General features: G+C 42.3%; 17 protein-coding genes. 16 read left to right on the top strand and 1 reads right to left on the bottom strand.

What is annotated here, in order from left to right; all coding sequences use genetic code 11:
* From OZX58_RS05120 to OZX58_RS05085, 8 genes are read left to right on the top strand one after another with little or no spacing between them, the layout of a single operon-like run.
* Entirely contained in the window at positions 1–849 is an 849-nt protein-coding gene (locus OZX58_RS05120) for a tetrahydrofolate dehydrogenase/cyclohydrolase catalytic domain-containing protein (RefSeq protein WP_277140529.1), read from the top strand.
* Positions 839–2,206 (top strand): exodeoxyribonuclease VII large subunit, encoded by a 1,368-nt coding sequence (gene xseA, locus OZX58_RS05115; protein WP_277140528.1) that lies wholly within the window; start codon positions 839–841, stop codon positions 2,204–2,206. The genes OZX58_RS05120 and xseA overlap by 11 nt, the downstream gene beginning before the upstream one ends.
* On the top strand, positions 2,187–2,429 hold the full coding sequence (locus OZX58_RS05110; RefSeq protein ID WP_277129460.1) for an exodeoxyribonuclease VII small subunit: 243 nt from the start codon (positions 2,187–2,189) through the stop codon (positions 2,427–2,429). Before xseA ends, OZX58_RS05110 begins: the two co-directional genes overlap by 20 nt.
* A gap of 1 nt (position 2,430) precedes the next feature.
* Complete coding sequence (locus tag OZX58_RS05105; protein WP_277140527.1) at positions 2,431–3,297, top strand: polyprenyl synthetase family protein; 867 nt, start codon at positions 2,431–2,433, stop codon at positions 3,295–3,297.
* Positions 3,298–4,110: a TlyA family RNA methyltransferase gene (locus OZX58_RS05100; protein ID WP_277140526.1), complete on the top strand. Its 813-nt coding sequence runs from the start codon at positions 3,298–3,300 to the stop codon at positions 4,108–4,110.
* A gap of 9 nt (positions 4,111–4,119) precedes the next feature.
* Positions 4,120–5,805, top strand: a complete 1,686-nt coding sequence (recN, locus tag OZX58_RS05095; protein ID WP_277140525.1) for a DNA repair protein RecN — start codon at positions 4,120–4,122, stop codon at positions 5,803–5,805.
* Positions 5,802–6,656 (top strand): GNAT family N-acetyltransferase, encoded by an 855-nt coding sequence (locus OZX58_RS05090; protein ID WP_277140524.1) that lies wholly within the window; start codon positions 5,802–5,804, stop codon positions 6,654–6,656. Before recN ends, OZX58_RS05090 begins: the two co-directional genes overlap by 4 nt.
* Positions 6,653–7,090, top strand: a complete 438-nt coding sequence (locus OZX58_RS05085) for an ASCH domain-containing protein (protein ID WP_277140523.1) — start codon at positions 6,653–6,655, stop codon at positions 7,088–7,090. Before OZX58_RS05090 ends, OZX58_RS05085 begins: the two co-directional genes overlap by 4 nt.
* Before the next feature lie 50 nt (positions 7,091–7,140).
* Here the strand turns inward: OZX58_RS05085 and OZX58_RS05080 are convergent, their stop codons facing one another.
* Positions 7,141–7,416 carry a hypothetical protein gene (locus OZX58_RS05080; protein ID WP_277129466.1) on the bottom strand — a complete coding sequence of 92 codons (276 nt, stop codon included), beginning with the start codon at positions 7,414–7,416 and terminating at the stop codon, positions 7,141–7,143.
* A gap of 168 nt (positions 7,417–7,584) precedes the next feature.
* Here OZX58_RS05080 and gmk point away from each other — a divergent pair, with 168 nt between their 5' ends.
* The 8 genes from gmk (at position 7,585) to rsgA (ending at position 16,750) form a co-directional block, all read left to right on the top strand.
* Positions 7,585–8,199, top strand: a complete 615-nt coding sequence (gene gmk, locus OZX58_RS05075; RefSeq protein WP_277129467.1) for a guanylate kinase — start codon at positions 7,585–7,587, stop codon at positions 8,197–8,199.
* A gap of 3 nt (positions 8,200–8,202) precedes the next feature.
* Positions 8,203–8,421 (top strand): DNA-directed RNA polymerase subunit omega, encoded by a 219-nt coding sequence (gene rpoZ, locus OZX58_RS05070; RefSeq protein WP_277129468.1) that lies wholly within the window; start codon positions 8,203–8,205, stop codon positions 8,419–8,421.
* A 63-nt stretch (positions 8,422–8,484) separates the two neighbouring features.
* Positions 8,485–10,881 carry a primosomal protein N' gene (gene priA / locus OZX58_RS05065; RefSeq protein ID WP_277140522.1) on the top strand — a complete coding sequence of 799 codons (2,397 nt, stop codon included), beginning with the start codon at positions 8,485–8,487 and terminating at the stop codon, positions 10,879–10,881.
* 12 nt (positions 10,882–10,893) lie between these two features.
* A complete protein-coding gene (gene fmt / locus OZX58_RS05060) occupies positions 10,894–11,838 on the top strand; it encodes a methionyl-tRNA formyltransferase (RefSeq protein ID WP_277140521.1) in 945 nt (314 codons plus the stop codon).
* Positions 11,825–13,150, top strand: coding sequence for a 16S rRNA (cytosine(967)-C(5))-methyltransferase RsmB (rsmB, locus tag OZX58_RS05055; RefSeq protein ID WP_277140520.1), 1,326 nt, complete (start codon positions 11,825–11,827; stop codon positions 13,148–13,150). Before fmt ends, rsmB begins: the two co-directional genes overlap by 14 nt.
* Positions 13,151–13,154: 4 nt before the next feature.
* Positions 13,155–13,904, top strand: coding sequence for a Stp1/IreP family PP2C-type Ser/Thr phosphatase (locus OZX58_RS05050; RefSeq protein WP_277140519.1), 750 nt, complete (start codon positions 13,155–13,157; stop codon positions 13,902–13,904).
* A complete protein-coding gene (gene pknB, locus OZX58_RS05045; RefSeq protein ID WP_277140518.1) occupies positions 13,901–15,856 on the top strand; it encodes a Stk1 family PASTA domain-containing Ser/Thr kinase in 1,956 nt (651 codons plus the stop codon). Before OZX58_RS05050 ends, pknB begins: the two co-directional genes overlap by 4 nt.
* Positions 15,857–16,750, top strand: coding sequence for a ribosome small subunit-dependent GTPase A (gene rsgA / locus OZX58_RS05040; RefSeq protein ID WP_277140517.1), 894 nt, complete (start codon positions 15,857–15,859; stop codon positions 16,748–16,750).
* Positions 16,751–16,758: the final 8 nt, after the last annotated feature.

Raw genomic sequence — 16,758 nt, 5'->3', positions numbered from 1 at the left:
ATGGGGCAAATTCTGGATGGTAAAGGATTAGCTGATTTACTGGCCGGTAAGCTGCAAGAAGAGGTTGCCGACTTAAAGGAGCAGGGAATTAAGCCATTATTTTGCGTAATTAATATTGGTGATGATCCAAGCAGTAAGATTTATTTGCGAACTAAGAAAAAGCGTGCGCAAGAAATTGGAATTGCGCAAAGAATTTACCAATTGCCGGCTAATGAAAGCCAGGCTGACTTGTTAGCCTTAATTGACCAGCTAAATGAAGATTCAAGAATTAACGGTATTATGATCCAATTGCCAGTCCCTGAGCAGATTGATTTAAACGAGGCACTGGAACATATTAATCCTGAAAAAGACGTTGATTGTTTAACCCCAAGTAATGTAGGACGGTTATGGCGCGGCGATCATTTCGTTGAGCCGGCAACTGCCCACGGCATTTTAGCATTATTAAAACATTATCAAATTAATTTGCGGGGTAAGAATGTTGTCATTATTGGCCGCAGCAGCATTGTTGGTAAGCCTTTAGCTGCCCTGATGCTGGAACAAGATGCAACAGTTTCCATTTTGCACTTGAAGACTAAGAACCTTTCCGAATATACTAAGAGAGCAGATATTTTGGTATCGGCAGCCGGCCAGGCTAACCTAGTGACTTCTGAGATGATTAAACCAGGTGCTGTTGTCGTTGATGTTGGCATTAACCAGGTCAATGGCCACACTGTCGGCGACGTTGACTTTAAGACAGTTGCGCCTAAGGCCAGTTATATTACACCAGTTCCAGGTGGCATTGGTCCGCTAACAGTTGAATCACTGATGGAACAGGTGGTTAAATTAACAAGGAGAAATCATGACAGATAATCAATATCTTACTGTTACGGATTTGAATTATTATATTACGCAAAAATTTAAGAATGACCCGTACTTACATAAAGTTTTTCTGCAAGGTGAACTATCAAATTTTCGTTTTCGGCGTAATTCGCACCAATATTTTTCATTAAAAGATGAAAAATCTAAAATCAATGTGGTCATGTTTCGGTCATATTTTGATAAGGTTAAATTTCGCCCAGAAGAAGGCATGAAGGTCTTTGTGACCGGTTATGTTAGCGTCTATGGGCCACAAGGCTCCTACCAATTTTACGCTGAATCAATGGAGCCTGCTGGGTTAGGGGCACTGTATGAGCAATTGCAGCAATTGCAAGCCAAGCTGGCTCAGGAAGGCTTGTTTGCTCAAGACCATAAACGGGCCCTGCCGCACTTTCCGGATCATATTGCTGTAATTACGAGTGCATCGGGTGCGGTTATCCATGATATTTTAGTAACTGCCAACCGGCGCTTTCCGCACGCGGAAGTTGATTTGTTTCCGGCACAAGTTCAGGGTGATCGAGCAGCAGCTTCTCTTGTTGCGGCAATGAAGCAAATTGAATCGTATGGTGACAAATATGATGTGCTGATTATTGGTCGTGGTGGTGGTTCACTTGAAGATTTATGGCCCTTCAATGAAGAAGCAGTTGTTCGCCAAGTTTATGCCATGTCAATGCCGGTGATTTCTTCAGTTGGGCATGAGACTGACACAACCTTGTGTGACTTAGTGGCTGATAGTCGTGCAGCAACGCCAACGGCTGCTGCAGAATACGCGACCCCCAATCTAGCTGATGAACTAGCAAATATTCACCAGCTACAAAGTAGTTTGTTATCAAGCATGCAAAATGTGATTCGGGTTCGCCGTGATGCCCTAAATCGCATCAATAATTCGGTTATCATGCGTGAGCCAACTCGGCTTTATGATGAACAAGCGCAAACATTGGACATTTTGAAGCAGCGTTTAAACAATAATATGCTGCACCAACTAGAATGGGCACGGCAGAAATACCAGCTTACTACCCAAAAGTTGACGGCAGTAATACCGACTGGTCGAATTAAGCAGATGCTGCAGCAGGAAGATTTTTATTATCAAAAATTGCAGGCTAACATGACGAGTATGCTGCGTGAAAAGCGTCACCAATTAGGGCAAATTGGCCAGCAATTAAATGATTATAGTCCCTTAAAAACATTAGATCGCGGCTTTGTGTATGCCACTAACGCTCAAGAAGAGACTGTTAGTTCGGTTACACAGCTTAAAGCAAAAGATGAAATCAAATTACACTTTAAAGATGGTAATGCGAAGGCAATTGTAAAGTCAGTCAGGAGAATAAATAATGGCAACCAAGAAAAATAATTTTGAAGAGCAATTAACGGAATTACAAAAAATCGTGGCAAATTTAGAAAACGGCAATGTCCCACTAGAAGATGCTCTAAAGGAGTTCCAAGCAGGAGTTAAGTTGAGCCGTGATTTGAACCAAAAATTGACGGCGGCTGAAGAAACAGTTGCCAAGTTAATTGATAGTGACGGAACAGAACATAAGTTGGATCCGAATAACGCAGCAGCACCAGAGGAATAATATGACTTTTAAAGAATTTAGAACTAAATGGACGCCAGTTGTTGATGAGTATTTAACTGAACATTTGGCAAGCGAAGTTGACGACCAAAAGATTAGCCAAATTATGACTTATTCAGTAATGGCTGGCGGTAAAAGATTACGGCCGCTGCTTTTTTTAGCAACGTTAGACGCTTTGAATAAGGAAATTAGTGAACAAGAAATTCGTATTGCCTGCGGGATTGAATTAATTCATACTTATTCATTAATTCATGATGATTTGCCAGCAATGGACAATGATGATTATCGCCGCGGCAAGTTGACGAGCCATAAAAAGTGGGGCGAGGCCGAAGCGATTTTGGCTGGAGATGCATTATTGCCAATGGGAATTGAATGGATTGCATCAGGCAGCCATTCTGCTGAATTAGTTAAGATTATTACACAGGCAGTTGGCCCTAACGGTATGGTTGGCGGACAATACCTGGACATTGATTCAACTAATAATGCTAGTGTTGCTGATGATGAGCACTTCATTAACCGAATGGAATGGCTAAAGACAGGCTGTCTTATTTTGGCTTGCGTTGAAATGGCTGCCGCATATGCCAAAGCAGATTTGGATAAGAAAGAGCAGCTATTAACCTTTGCGCATGATTTTGGCCGTTCATACCAAATTTATGATGACTTAGTTGATGTTGTTGAGACCAGCGAGGAAGCCGGTAAGGCAACACATAAGGATCAAGAAGAGGGCAAAAACAACACTTTGACCTTATTAGGAATTAAGCAAAGCCGGCAAGAATTAGTTAGTTTAATTGAGCATGCACAAGCTAGCTTAACCGGACTGAATGGTGATGTTTTAGCCGGCTTTCTTGATTTATACCAAAAGGTGCTGTAAATGACGAAAAAAAGAGCAGATATTTTATTGGCAGAGCAGGGCCTTTTTCATTCAAGAACGCAGGCGCAACGAGCAATTATGGCGGGACTAGTGTCCGACCATAATCACCAACGAATTGATAAGAGTGGGACCAGCTTTCCCGAAGATGAACAGTTTTACATTAAGGATGATGGCAAAAAGTATGTCTCACGCGGCGGCTTTAAATTAGAAAAAGCCCTGAAGTCTTTTCAGATTGATTTAACAGATAAAATTTGTTTGGATATTGGTGCGTCAACTGGTGGCTTTACTGATGTGGCACTGCAAAATGGTGCCCAAATGGTGTATGCACTTGATGTAGGTTATAACCAATTAGCGTGGCAGTTGCGGGATGATGATCGTGTTGTCGTCATGGAAAAGCAAAATTTTCGTTACAGTAAGCCGGAAGATTTTACCCAAGGATTGCCTGACTTCGCGATGACCGATGTTTCCTTTATTTCGTTGGATTTAATTATGCCGCCAATGTTTGACATCTTAAAAGATGGTTGTGATGCAGTCTGTCTAATTAAGCCTCAATTTGAAGCTGGTCCTGAAAATGTGGGTAAACATGGCATCGTGCATGACCATGCGGTTCATTGCGCTGTTATTGAGCATACGATTGAACAAGCGCTGAAGATTGGCTTCAACGTTCTTGATGTTGATTATTCGCCAATTAAGGGCGGTAAGGGCAACATTGAATTTTTAATTCATTTACAAAAAGAGGAACAAAGTGGTGGCCAAAGATTATGGTCAGGTACACCAGAAGAGGTTGTAGAACGCGCGGTTCATGAGCTTTAGGAGTAAATAATGTTAGTTGAGCTGGATATTAAGAACTTCGCCATTATTAAGGCGTTGAAGGTTCGCTTTCAAGAAAATATGACGGTGCTGATTGGTGAAACTGGTGCCGGTAAATCAATTATTATTGATGCTGTATCGCTGCTGATGGGTGGCCGCGGCCAAAAGGAAATGGTCCGCAGTGGTGAAAAAAAAGCCGTTGTGACGGGCTTATTTGAGGTTAACCAGGGCACTAATGAAATCACTAAGTTGTGTGAAAAGTATGGCCTGCCAGATTCTGATGGCCAATTGATTATTAGTCGTGAGTTGGCTGTTAAAGGCCGTAATGTTGTCCGTATTAATGGCCAGTTGACAACGATTAATGTTTTGCGCGAACTAGGCAATTACCTAGTTGATATTCATGGTCAGAATGACCAGCAGATATTAATGGATCAGGATCGCCAGATTGACTTAGTTGACAATTACGCACCCGCAAGTTTTAAGACAGCTTTAGCAGCTTATCAGAAAGATTTTGCCACGTGGCAGACTTTAACTTCGCGCCTCAATCATTTGCGTAAAGATGCTCAAGAATTGGCGCAGAAACAAGATATTTTGAAATTTCAAAATGATGAATTAGCTGCGGCTAATTTGACCGATCCGCATGAAGATGAACAGCTTGAAGAAGAATTTAATGAGCTGAATAATTATCAAAAAATTGTGGATACAGCCAATTATTTGATGCAATTATATGATGACGATGAACACGGCATTGAAACGCTTATTGGTGATGCGCAAAACGCGGCTAATGAATTAAGTGAATATGGCTCTAAGTTTAAGGATATTGCCAAGACAATTGATGATGGTGTGTATGCTTTGAGCGATGCCCGCGGCGAATTGTCGAATGTCTTGGATGAGATGGACTTTGATGAGGAACGCTACCAGTATGTCTCCAACCGTTTAGATACTTTGAACTCCCTTAAGAAGAAATATGGGCCTGATCTTGATGATGTTTTTGCTTTTTATAATAAAGTGCAAAAAGAATTGGGGCAATATGAAACCGGCGGTCTTGACGAAGAAGAACTGCAAAAGCAGGTTGCAGAAGTTGAGGATAAGCTAACTCAAGAAGCTCGTGGTCTGCACGATACCCGTGAACAGGTTGCCCGCAGTCTTGAAGAAAAAATCAAGCAGGAATTAGCTGACCTGTATATGGCGAAGGCACGCTTTGCCATTGATTTTTCGAGCACGACAACTTTTACCAGCAAAGGTACCGATGAGATTGTCTTCTTGATCGCGCCGAATCCGGGCGAAGATTTGATGCCACTGGTTAAAATTGTTTCTGGTGGTGAGCAGTCACGGCTGATTTTGGCATTAAAAGCAATTTTTAGCAGGGTAGAACCAGTTGGGACAATGATTTTTGATGAAATTGATACCGGTGTTTCTGGTCGAGTATCGGCAGCGATTGGTGCCAAAATGCATTCAATTGGCGAGAATAAGCAGGTAATTGCGATTACGCACTCGCCGCAAGTGGCCGCTGCTGGTGACCAGAAGTACTTGGTGGCTAAACAAGTTAAGGATGGTGCTACTTACACGCAAATTGGTCCATTAACCCAAGAGGAAACAATCACTGCGATTGCGGAAATGATGGCCGGTAGTGATGTTACAGAAGCAGCTAAGCAAAACGCTGAAGATTTAATGAAGAGTTTTAAAAAGAAACAATGATTGTTGAAAAGATAGCCCTAACTAATAGTGAACTTAAAAGAGCACACGAGTTAATTGCTGCAAGTCAGCAGTTTGACCACACAGCTAAAGAACCTTATTTGAGCAATAGATATAATTATTTTTCACAAATGCCGGCCTTTGTGCTTGCATATCGTGACCAGAAGCTAGTTGGCTTAACCATGCTGTATGCTGATGAGGAACCAGGCAGTGAAGTCGAGTTGAGCGTCATTGTTGCTCCTGCTCTGCGCAGGCAGGGTATTGCTACTGAAATGTTTAACCATGCGGTTAGAATTTCCCAAAAGTATGGCTATTCTCAATATAGTTTTGTCTCTGAAAAAATCTTTTTACAGCAGAATCCAGATTTTTTAAAGAATACTGCTTTAACGATTACTGATTCTGAATATTTTATGAAGACAAGTAAGGCAATTGATGTTCTGCCCCATCAAGTACTAACTGTGCGGCAAATGACAGAAGATGATGTTGCCGAAGTTGCTAAAAGTTATAGTGAATCTTTTGAAGAACCGCTGACGACAACAATGAATTATTTGGTTCAGGGGTTGCAAGATCCAACTGGCTTAAGCTTTGTTTTGCTCTATCAAGACAAGATTGTCGGTTATTGCGGCGTTGATTGTGGCCAAACCGATTATTTCTTTGGCTTATTTATTGCAGAAAGTTTTCGTGGCCGCGGCTTTGCGACTTTCTTTATTAAGCAAATGATGGCAATTTTGCACAAGCAGGGCAGCCGGGATTTTTCGATCGAAGTTGATTGTAGTAATTTAGCGGCAATTCATGTCTATCAGAATGCGGGGTTCAAAATCACGAGCGAAGTAGATTATTTGGTGAAAAAATGAATGAACAAGTAGAACAATATTGGTATGAATTTTGTATAAAAAATAAAATTGACCCCAGCGAATTGGATGAGGCCTTTGCCTTTGGCGATACCGAACAAATGGCTGACGAGCTAGCGGATTTAGTTAATCGGGGAATAAAAACGGCGACAACTAGCCTTTATGATCCAGACGACAGTTTGGCACAAGTCGGGAAATACTGTATTATTCTGAATGGATCTGGAGAGCCAGTTTGTGTTATTCAAAATAAGGTCTGCGAAATAATGCCCTTTAAGCAGGTATCGCAAGAGCATGTTTATCATGAGGGTGAAGGTGACCGAACCTATGCATATTGGTGTAAGGCTCATGTTGATTTCTTTACTAAGGAATGCAAGCAAAATCATTGGACTTTTAATGAAGAAACGCCAGTTGTCTGCGAAGTGTTTGCAAAAGTTTAATAAATAAAAGCTCAAGAATTAATTATCCTTGAGCTTTTTTGTACTTTAATTTAGGCTAAATCTACCCGAAAAATATTACTGACGTCAATTATTTTTAATACCTTCTGGTCACTAGAACGTAAAACAAAGCGCCCAGTAGAAAGGCGTTTGACAATCTGGCCGATTTCGCTGGTGTCATTTGGGTAAGTCAGCATAACGAAATCGCGGTGAAGTAGCGCGAAATTTAATGATGTTAAAATATGGCGATATGCTTGGCTATAAATGCTCAATCTGTCATCGTCATAAGTAAATAGATAGTGGTAAATTTTTTTAAGTGAGTTTTTCATAAAGTACCCCTCAAAACTGGCGAACATTAGTTTGATAATCACATTATACGAACATCTGTTTAAGAAAACAAGTGTTTGGTCTAAATTTGCGTGAAAAACTTATTAACTTGAAAAACTGTTACATTTAGTTTTAAATAGACTTAATAGCTTTTTATAGGGGAGTATGGCATGGCAGATAAAGGTTTGTTACTTGTCCTTTCGGGTCCTTCTGGAGTTGGTAAAGGAACCGTTAAAAGTGCAATAGTTGAGAATAAAGTTTTTCCGTTTGAATATTCGGTGTCAATGACAACGCGCAAGCCGCGGCCGGGCGAAGTTAATGGCAAAGATTATTTTTTTGTTTCAGAAGAACGTTTTAAGCAAGCTATTAACCATGGCGAACTTCTAGAATATAATAGATATGTGAACCATTATTATGGGACACCTCTTGCACCGGTTGAAGAAATGCTGGAGCAGGGAAAAGATGTTTTGTTAGAGATTGACGTTAATGGGGCACGAAAAGTGCGTGAAAAAATGCCGGATGGTGTCTTTATTTTCTTAACACCACCGGATCTGCACACTTTGCATGAACGTTTGGAAAATCGCGGTACAGAATCAGAAGACGTTATTATGGGGCGCATTAAGCAAGCCAGACAGGAAATCTTGGTAATGCAGGATTATGATTATGCAGTTGTCAACGATCAAGTGGCAAATGCTGTTCATCATATCAAGGCAATTGTTGATGCCGAGCATGTTAGCGTTAAACGGGTAATTGATACTTACCGGAAAATGGTCAGGGAGGACTAATTTATGAGAGTTACATATCCATCAATTGACAAATTATTAGCACGTGTTGATTCACGTTATTCGTTATCAGTGCTGGCAGCAAAGAGAGCACACGAATTAGAGGCTGGCGATCCTGAAGCATTGAAGAGCTACAAGTCGCAAAAGGCTGTCGGTAAGGCGCTGGAAGAAATCGAAGCCGGTAAAGTTACCGTTGATCCCGAACATCGCGAGGTTAATCAATAAGTTGGTTAAATTTTATGACCTTCATCCGCAAGTGATGGAGGTCATTTTTTTCAAGGTGATTAAATGATTGCGCAAGTAATTGTAGATATTGCAGCCAAGCAAACAGACCGGATTTTTGAATACCATATTCCAGATGACGTTGGTGATGTTGAAGTTGGTTCGCGAGTTTTTGTGCCGTTTGGTCCACGTAAATTGCAGGGCTTTGTGGTTGGCTTGACTAAGAATAGCCAGTTTCAAGGAAAATTAAAGGACCTTTTGCTAGTTGTCGATGAAATGCCTCCTTTGACCCCAGAATTAGTATCATTATCCAAGGCACTGGCGGACCGGATTTTTTCGTATCGCATTACGATTTTAAAAGCGATGTTGCCCCGAGTGATGCGCGCAAATTATCGCAAAATTTTAGTACCAGTAACTGCTAAAGCCAAGGCAATGCCCTTTTTTCAAGGCGAACCGATAGATTTAACCAAAATTACCGCCCCAAAAGAAATTGCCGCTATTGGTAAATTATTGCGCAGTGATGACGCTAAGATTGAATATGTGGTAGAAAATCGGGCTAAGGTTAAAACGCAGAACCAATATGCGTTGCCGTTATCTAAAAAAGACTACACTGATCTTTACGAATCATTACGGCAAAATGCAATTAAGCAAAAGCAGCTATTGATGACAATAATTGAGAATTATTCTGCCTTTCCGATGTTGCAGCAGCAGCTAGAGCAGGCGGCACGAGTTAATACGGCAACATTGACTAGTGCTGTCAAAAAAGGCTGGCTTAAAAAGGAGCCTGTAGAAGTTTATCGTGATCCATTAGCCGATGTTACTACGGGGAGTAAGCATCATAAAATCAACTTGAATGATGAGCAACAAGCAGCACTAGACCAGATTGTGCCGGCCATCCAAACGGCTAAGCCGCAGACTTTTTTACTTGAGGGTATCACTGGCAGCGGCAAGACTGAGGTTTATTTGCATGCAATCAGTCAGACGTTAGCTAGTGGTAAAAATGCGCTAATGTTGGTGCCAGAAATCTCGTTAACGCCGCAGATGGTGACGCAGGTTAAAGAACGCTTTGGCGAACAAGTTGCGGTATTGCACAGCGGTTTGTCTGAAGGCGAACTGTATGATGAGTGGCGGCGAATTCGCCGCAGTGAGGTTCGCGTGGTTGTTGGTGCCCGCAGTGCCGTGTTTGCGCCCCTAACTAATATTGGCTTAATCGTCATTGACGAAGAGCATGAATCTTCTTACAAGCAGGAGGATAATCCCCGCTACCATGCCCGTGATGTTGCTATTTGGCGCGGTAAGTACAATTCTTGTCCGTTGGTACTGGGGAGTGCCACGCCGTCACTTGATAGTCGTGCGCGTGCACAAAAGGGCGTTTATCAATTATTAAAATTGACTAAGAGAGCTAATCAAAAAAACTTGCCTGAAGTTAAGTTAATTGACTTGAAGCAGGCTGACTTTGCTGGTGGGCAATTAGATCTGACCGTGGAATTAGTTGATGCAATTAAGGCTAGGCTGGCTAAGAAGGAACAAGTTATTTTAATGCTTAACCGGCGCGGCTTTGCCAATTTTATGCTGTGCCGCGAATGCGGTTATGTCATGAAATGTCCTAACTGTGACTTGTCGCTGACAATGCACAAGGATACTGGGCAAATGCAGTGTCATTATTGTGGTTATACAATACAAATCCCGACAAAGTGTCCTAACTGTCAGAGTACCAAGATTCGTTTTTTGGGCACAGGCACGCAAAAGGTGCAGGAAGAATTGAATGAATTATTGCCAGGAGCAAGAATTTTGCGGATGGACGTTGATACAACGCGGCGCAAGGGGGCATTTAAACGGATTTTGGATTCATTTGGCGAGCATAAGGCAGATATCCTGCTGGGTACCCAAATGATTGCCAAGGGGTTAGACTTTCCTAATGTTACACTAGTTGGGGTGGTCAATGCCGATACTGGGCTTTGGCTGCCGGATTATAATGCTTCTGAGCGCACATTTGAATTGTTAACGCAGGTTGCTGGCCGGGCCGGCCGGGCTGAAAAAAAGGGTGAAGTGATGATTCAGACCTTTAATCCAGATCACTATGCAATTGCGCTGGCACAAACGCAGGATTATGAACGCTTTTATGCCTACGAAATGCAAATGCGGCATGCCGGCAACTATCCGCCGTATTTTTACACTGTTTTAATTTCGGTCGCAGCCAAAAAAGAACAGAATGCGGCTCGAGAGGCATTTAAGATTAAACGCCGGCTGCAGGCTAATTTGCATCCGGCAACAATTGTCTTGGGTCCAACCCCGAGTGCAATTTCTCGCCTAAAAAACCAATATTATTATCAAATACTGGTAAAATATAAAAAAGAAGCTAACTTAAATAATTTATTACACCAAATTCAGGACTCAGCACAGGAAGTAAAAAAGTACGGCTTAAATGTGTATATCGACAACGAGCCTGAGCGAATTATGTAAAGGAGAATCGCAATGACATCAGTTATTTTTATGGGGACGCCCGATTTTGCAGTGCCGATTTTACGGGCATTGGTAGACAACAATTATGATATTCAGGCAGTTGTTACGCAGCCTGACAAGAAGGTAGGCCGCAAGCAAAAGATTACCCCAACGCCAGTTAAGGTGGCTGCAGAGGAACTTAACCTGCCTATCTTTCAACCAGTGAAATTGTCGGGGTCACCAGAAGTAGCGGAATTAATTGCTTTGCATGCTGACCTAATTATTACGGCTGCCTATGGGCAATTTTTGCCGAGCAAATTTTTAGAATCAGTTAAAATTGCAGCGGTTAATGTCCACGGCTCCTTATTGCCAAAATACCGCGGCGGTGCGCCAATTCAATATTCACTAATCAATGGTGATTCTGAAACTGGAATTACCATTATGGAAATGGTTAAGCAAATGGATGCTGGCGATATTTATGCGCAAAAGGCACTGAAAATTGAACCAGAAGACACCACTGGCAGCGTGTTTGCGAAGTTATCATTATTAGGTCGTGACTTATTGCTGGCAACTTTGCCGCAAATCATTGCCAATCCAGACCAAAAGACGCCGCAGGATGCCAGCAAGGTTGTCTTTTCACCTAATATTCAAAAGCAGCAGGAGCAAATTAAATTAACGCAGACAGCAACGCAGGCGAACAATTTAATTCGCGGACTTAATTCCGATCCCGGAGCTTATCTGTCAGTTGCCGGCCAACGTCTAAAGGTCTGGCAGGCAGAGGTTAGTCAAGAAACAACAGATCTAGCAGCTGGTAAGTTAGTTGCTAAGGACGGCCGGTTTGCGATTAGCTTTGCGGAAGGCACTGTGCTTAACTTAATTGAAGTCCAACCAGCAGGCAAAAAGAAAATGACCGTTAACAACTTTTTAAACGGTCAAGGCAGTAAGTATACGGTAGGAGAAAAAATTGTCGACGACTAAAAGTGCGCGAGCAGTTGCGCTAGAAACCCTAATTCGCGTTTTGCGCGATGGCTCATACTCAAACATCAGCTTGAATAATAGTCTGCAGCACTCGCAACTTAGTCAGGCTGACCGTAATTTTTGTACTCGGTTAGTTTATGGGACAATTCAGTATAAGATTTACCTAGAATACCAGCTGCATGACTTAGTTAAAACTAAGCTTAAAGAAGATTATCTGCTGCCATTATTATTGATGTCAGCTTACCAAATTTTATTTTTGGATAAGGTACCTAATCGGGCTGCAGTTAATGAGGCAAATCTCTTGGCTAAGCAATTCGGTAAGCCTCATTCAACTGGCTTTAAAATCGTTAATGGTATTTTGCATGCCTTAATTCGCCGCGGTCCAGTATTGCCAGATGAGCAGGATACAGTTCAATATCTAAGTGTGAAGGAAAGTGTCCCTGAATGGCTGGTTCAATATTTAATTACTAACTGGGGAATTGAACGTACAAGCAGTATTTTGACCAGCATCAATTTACCAGCCAAAAATACCGTGCGTGTGGCGCGCGCAGCTGATTTTGAAGAAGTAGTTAAGAAATTGACAGAATTAGGCTTTGAGCCAGAAAAATCAGCTATTGCAACTGATGAGTTGGTTTTAGCTCGCGGCGGTGTTAGTGACACTTCATTATTTAAAGATGGTAAATTGACAATTCAAGATGAAGCTGCTAGTTTAGCGGTAAGTGCTTTCAATTTTACAGGAGAAGAGGAAGTCTTAGATGCCTGTAGTGCTCCTGGGGGCAAAACCGTTCAGATTGCAGAGCATTTAACGACCGGTCATGTGACGGCACTCGATATTCATGAAAACAAGTTGCGGTTGGTTAAGCAAAATGCCGACCGGATGAATGTCAAAGATCAGGTTATTACCAAGGCAATGGATGCACGCAAGGCTGACCAGGTTTTTGAACACGGACAATTTGCCAAGATTTTGGTTGATGCGCCATGTTCAGGCCTAGGTCTTTTGCGGCGTAAGCCCGAAATTCGTTATACTAAAAGTTTGGGTGATTTGACTAACTTGCAAAAGGTGCAGCTGGCACTACTAGATCATTTAAGTGGTCTGGTGCAAGCAGGTGGCGAATTAGTTTATTCCACTTGTACAATTGCTGTTGAAGAAGATGAAGCAGTCGTCAAGGAATTTTTAAAGCAGCATCCTGAATTTGAATTGCAGGCATTTAAGGCGGGCGAAATTGACGCACCTGAAGGGATGCTTAAGATTTTACCTGATAGTTACGGCAGTGACGGCTTTTTCATTGCTAAATTTGTAATGCGAGGTTAGAGTTTTGATTAAAACAGCATACGCTTCAAGTATTGGTCGAATACGAAAAAGCAATCAAGATTTTGTACGAGTTTTTCAAAATAAAAGTGGCGCAACTATGGCAATCGTCTGCGACGGCATGGGCGGTCACCAAGGGGGAGATGTTGCTTCCACGATGGCCGTTAGCCATTTGGGTCACAGCTTTAGCACAACTGATTTTACGGACTGCGAAAGTGCTCGTAAATGGCTTGATGTACAGCTTAATTCTGAAAACGAAACAATCTTAAAAACCGCTGATCGTTTTCCCGATCTCAATGGGATGGGGACGACAATTGTTTTGGCAGTTGTTTTTGTTGAAGAAGCGCTGATTGCTCATTTGGGTGATTCGCGTGCCTATAGTTATACTGCGGGGGAATTTAGCCAATTAGTTGAAGATCATTCGCTGGTTAATGAACTTGTCAAAATGGGGCAAATTACTAAGCAGCAGGCAAAGCACCACCCTCAAAAAAATATCATCACTCAAGCACTTGGTGTTTCCAGCACGATTGAGCCGGAATTTAAGCAAATAGAACTGCATGATAATGACGTGATTTTGCTGTGTACAGATGGGTTAACCAATTCCTTAAGTGACCCCCAGATCCAACAGATTTTGGCGACTAAAGAACTGTCCTTAAAGGAGCGGTGCCGTAAGTTAATCAATGAAGCTAACCGTTTAGGCGGCGGCGACAATATTACAGTCTGTCTTGTCGTTAATGAGGACGGTGACAAGCAGTGATTGATAAAGGGTATTTGTTAGGCGACCGCTATCGAATTATTGACACGCTGGGCGAAGGCGGAATGGCTAATGTTTACTTAGCTGAAGATATTATTTTGCAGCGAAAAGTTGCAGTTAAAATTTTGCGAATGGACCTGCAGCGTGAGCCGCAAACTCTGGCGCGATTTCAGCGTGAGGCATTAGCTACAAGTGAGTTAAGTCACCCGAATATCGTCATGGTGCTTGATGTGGGTACCGATCATGGCCTGCCTTACATGGTAATGGAATATGTCTCGGGGCCGGATTTAAAAGAGTACATCCGGCAAAATTCCCCGCTTGATTTGCATGATGTAATTCGGATTATGGACCAAATATTGAGTGCCATGACCCTGGCTCACAAGCACAATGTTATTCACCGCGATCTAAAGCCGCAGAATATTCTGATGGATAAGCGCGGCAATATTAAGATTGCCGATTTTGGTATTGCGGTTGCCTTGAATCAAAATTCTATTACCCAGACCAATTCTGCAATCGGTTCAGTTCATTATATGTCCCCAGAGCAAACGCGCGGAGGCCTAGTAACCAAGCAGTCGGACATCTATTCGCTAGGGATTATCCTTTATGAATTGATTACTGGTACAGTGCCCTTTAACGGTGATACAGCTGTTGCCATTGCCTTAAAGCATGCTCAAGAACCAATTCCATCAATTAAAGCCAAAGACCCTAAGGTTCCCCAAGCATTAGAAAATGTGGTCTTGAAGGCAACTGCTAAGGATCCACGCGATCGCTACAGCACTGCCAAAGAGATGAAGGCAGACTTGGATACTAGTCTTGATCCCAGCCGTGAAGATGAAAAGATTTTTGTCCCCAATCATGGTCTGAACAACGACGAAACTATCGTGTTGCCTAATTTTAAGCCAAGTCGAAAATTAGGGGCTACACAAACTCAAGCTACAGATCAAGAGCCGGAGAAGCAGCCAACTAAAAAAGGCGATCTACTAGCTAATTTACGTCAAAATAAGTGGTGGTGGCTGTTTATTGCCGTAGCTGCAGTAGTAGTTGTTGGCTTATTGTTTTTGGCTCTTAATAGTCATGAAGATGTTCGCATTCCAGATGTGACTAATTTAACCGAAAAAAGCGCACGCGTCCAACTGGAAAAAGTCGGCTTAAAGGTCGGTCATGTTAAACATAAAAGTTCTGACAGTATTAATCGGGGCCGAATAATTGAGACATCACCGCCTGCTGGGTCGCAAAGCAAAAAGGGTCGTGCAGTCGACCTCTATGTTTCCGATGGTGCCGGCATGGTGCGCGTGCCTGATGTAACAGGTGAAGACTATGATACTGCAGTTTTTAAACTGCAAAAACTGGGCTTTGACGTTATCAAAGACAGTCAGTATTCGCCTAATGTGCCGCCCGATCACGTAATCAGTCAAAGCATTGCTGCTGATGTCGAAGTTAAGCCAAGCCAGACAACAGTGACCTTGGTGGTATCTAAGGGCCGCGATGACGGCATTAAACGTGATTCGATTAAGCTGGGAAATTTGAAGAATTATACGCTAAAAGAAGCGCAGGAATATGCTCATAAATATGGTTTGACTTTGCAAGTGACCTCAACGTATTCTGATAAAGTTAAAAAGGGTAGAATTATTTCGATGAGTCCGGCTGCGGGTACGCAAGTATTGCGTAATAGCACGGTTACAGTGAGCCTGTCAGAGGGCCCAAAGGAAGAAAAAGATTCGTCAACGATTAAGACGTTTACCGTTAACTATGATTCTGAAAATACCACTGGCAGTCACGGCAATCACGTTCAAATTTACGTTTCTGATGATAATCATTCTCTGAGTGATATTTATCGCGACTTGTATATTAAGCGCAATACTAACTTTTCAATTCCGTTTTCGCTAAAAGACGGTACTGGGAGCTTGCGGGTCGTGCGTGATGGTCAAACCGTATTAAATGAAAAGGTGAAATAAATGACTAAGCAAGTCGAAGGAATTGTTGTGGGTCTGATTGCTGGCTTTTATGACGTGCAGACAGAATCCGGAATTGTGCGTACAAGAGCACGTGGTGTTTTTCGTAAAAATAAGGAAAAACCAACGGTTGGCGATCATGTTCAAGTTCAGATTGATGAGCAAGGTACCAGTTATTTAGTTGCAATTATGCCGCGGCAAAATTTGATTGGGCGTCCATCTTTGGCAAATGTAAGTCACGTTCTGCTAGTTATGTCTGCCGTTGAGCCGGACTTTTCTCTGCAGCTGCTCGACCGGTATTTGACGTTCTTTTCGTGGCAAAAGGTCGCAGTCAACATTTACTTGTCTAAAAGCGATATTATTGCTGCCGATAAACTACAAGAAATTCGCCATGAGCTTGATTATTATGCAACAATTGGTTATCCGGTTTATGATGATTGGGCTAAGTTAGCTGCTGAGTTGCCTAAGGCAATCACCCAAGACCAGATTTGGACACTGGCAGGGCAGTCAGGTGCTGGTAAGTCAACCTTGATTAATCATCTAAAAAAGGATTTAAAGCAAGAAACTGCCGCAATTTCAACCAGTTTAAACCGTGGTAAGCACACGACAAGAACGGTGCAATTGTTTAGTCTAGGTGAGGGCTTTTTAGCTGATACGCCAGGCTTTTCTGCGATTGATTTCACACCGATAAAGCTGAATGAACTCTGCAATTATTTTAGCGAATTTAAAAAGGCTAGCGTCAATTGTAAGTTTCGTGGTTGTCAACACCTTAAAGAGCCTCATTGTGCGGTTAAAGAGCTTGTCCAAAAAGGCAAGATTCGCCAGAGCCGTTATGATGATTATTTGTTAATGCGCAATGAGATTGCCAATGGCCGCATGCCCGAATATTTGAAATAAGGAGAAAG

This window comes from Lactobacillus sp. ESL0680, assembly GCF_029392855.1.
GTDB lineage: Bacteria > Bacillota > Bacilli > Lactobacillales > Lactobacillaceae > Lactobacillus.
Note: the sequence above shows the minus strand (reverse complement) of the source record. Positions and strands in the feature narration are given on the sequence as shown.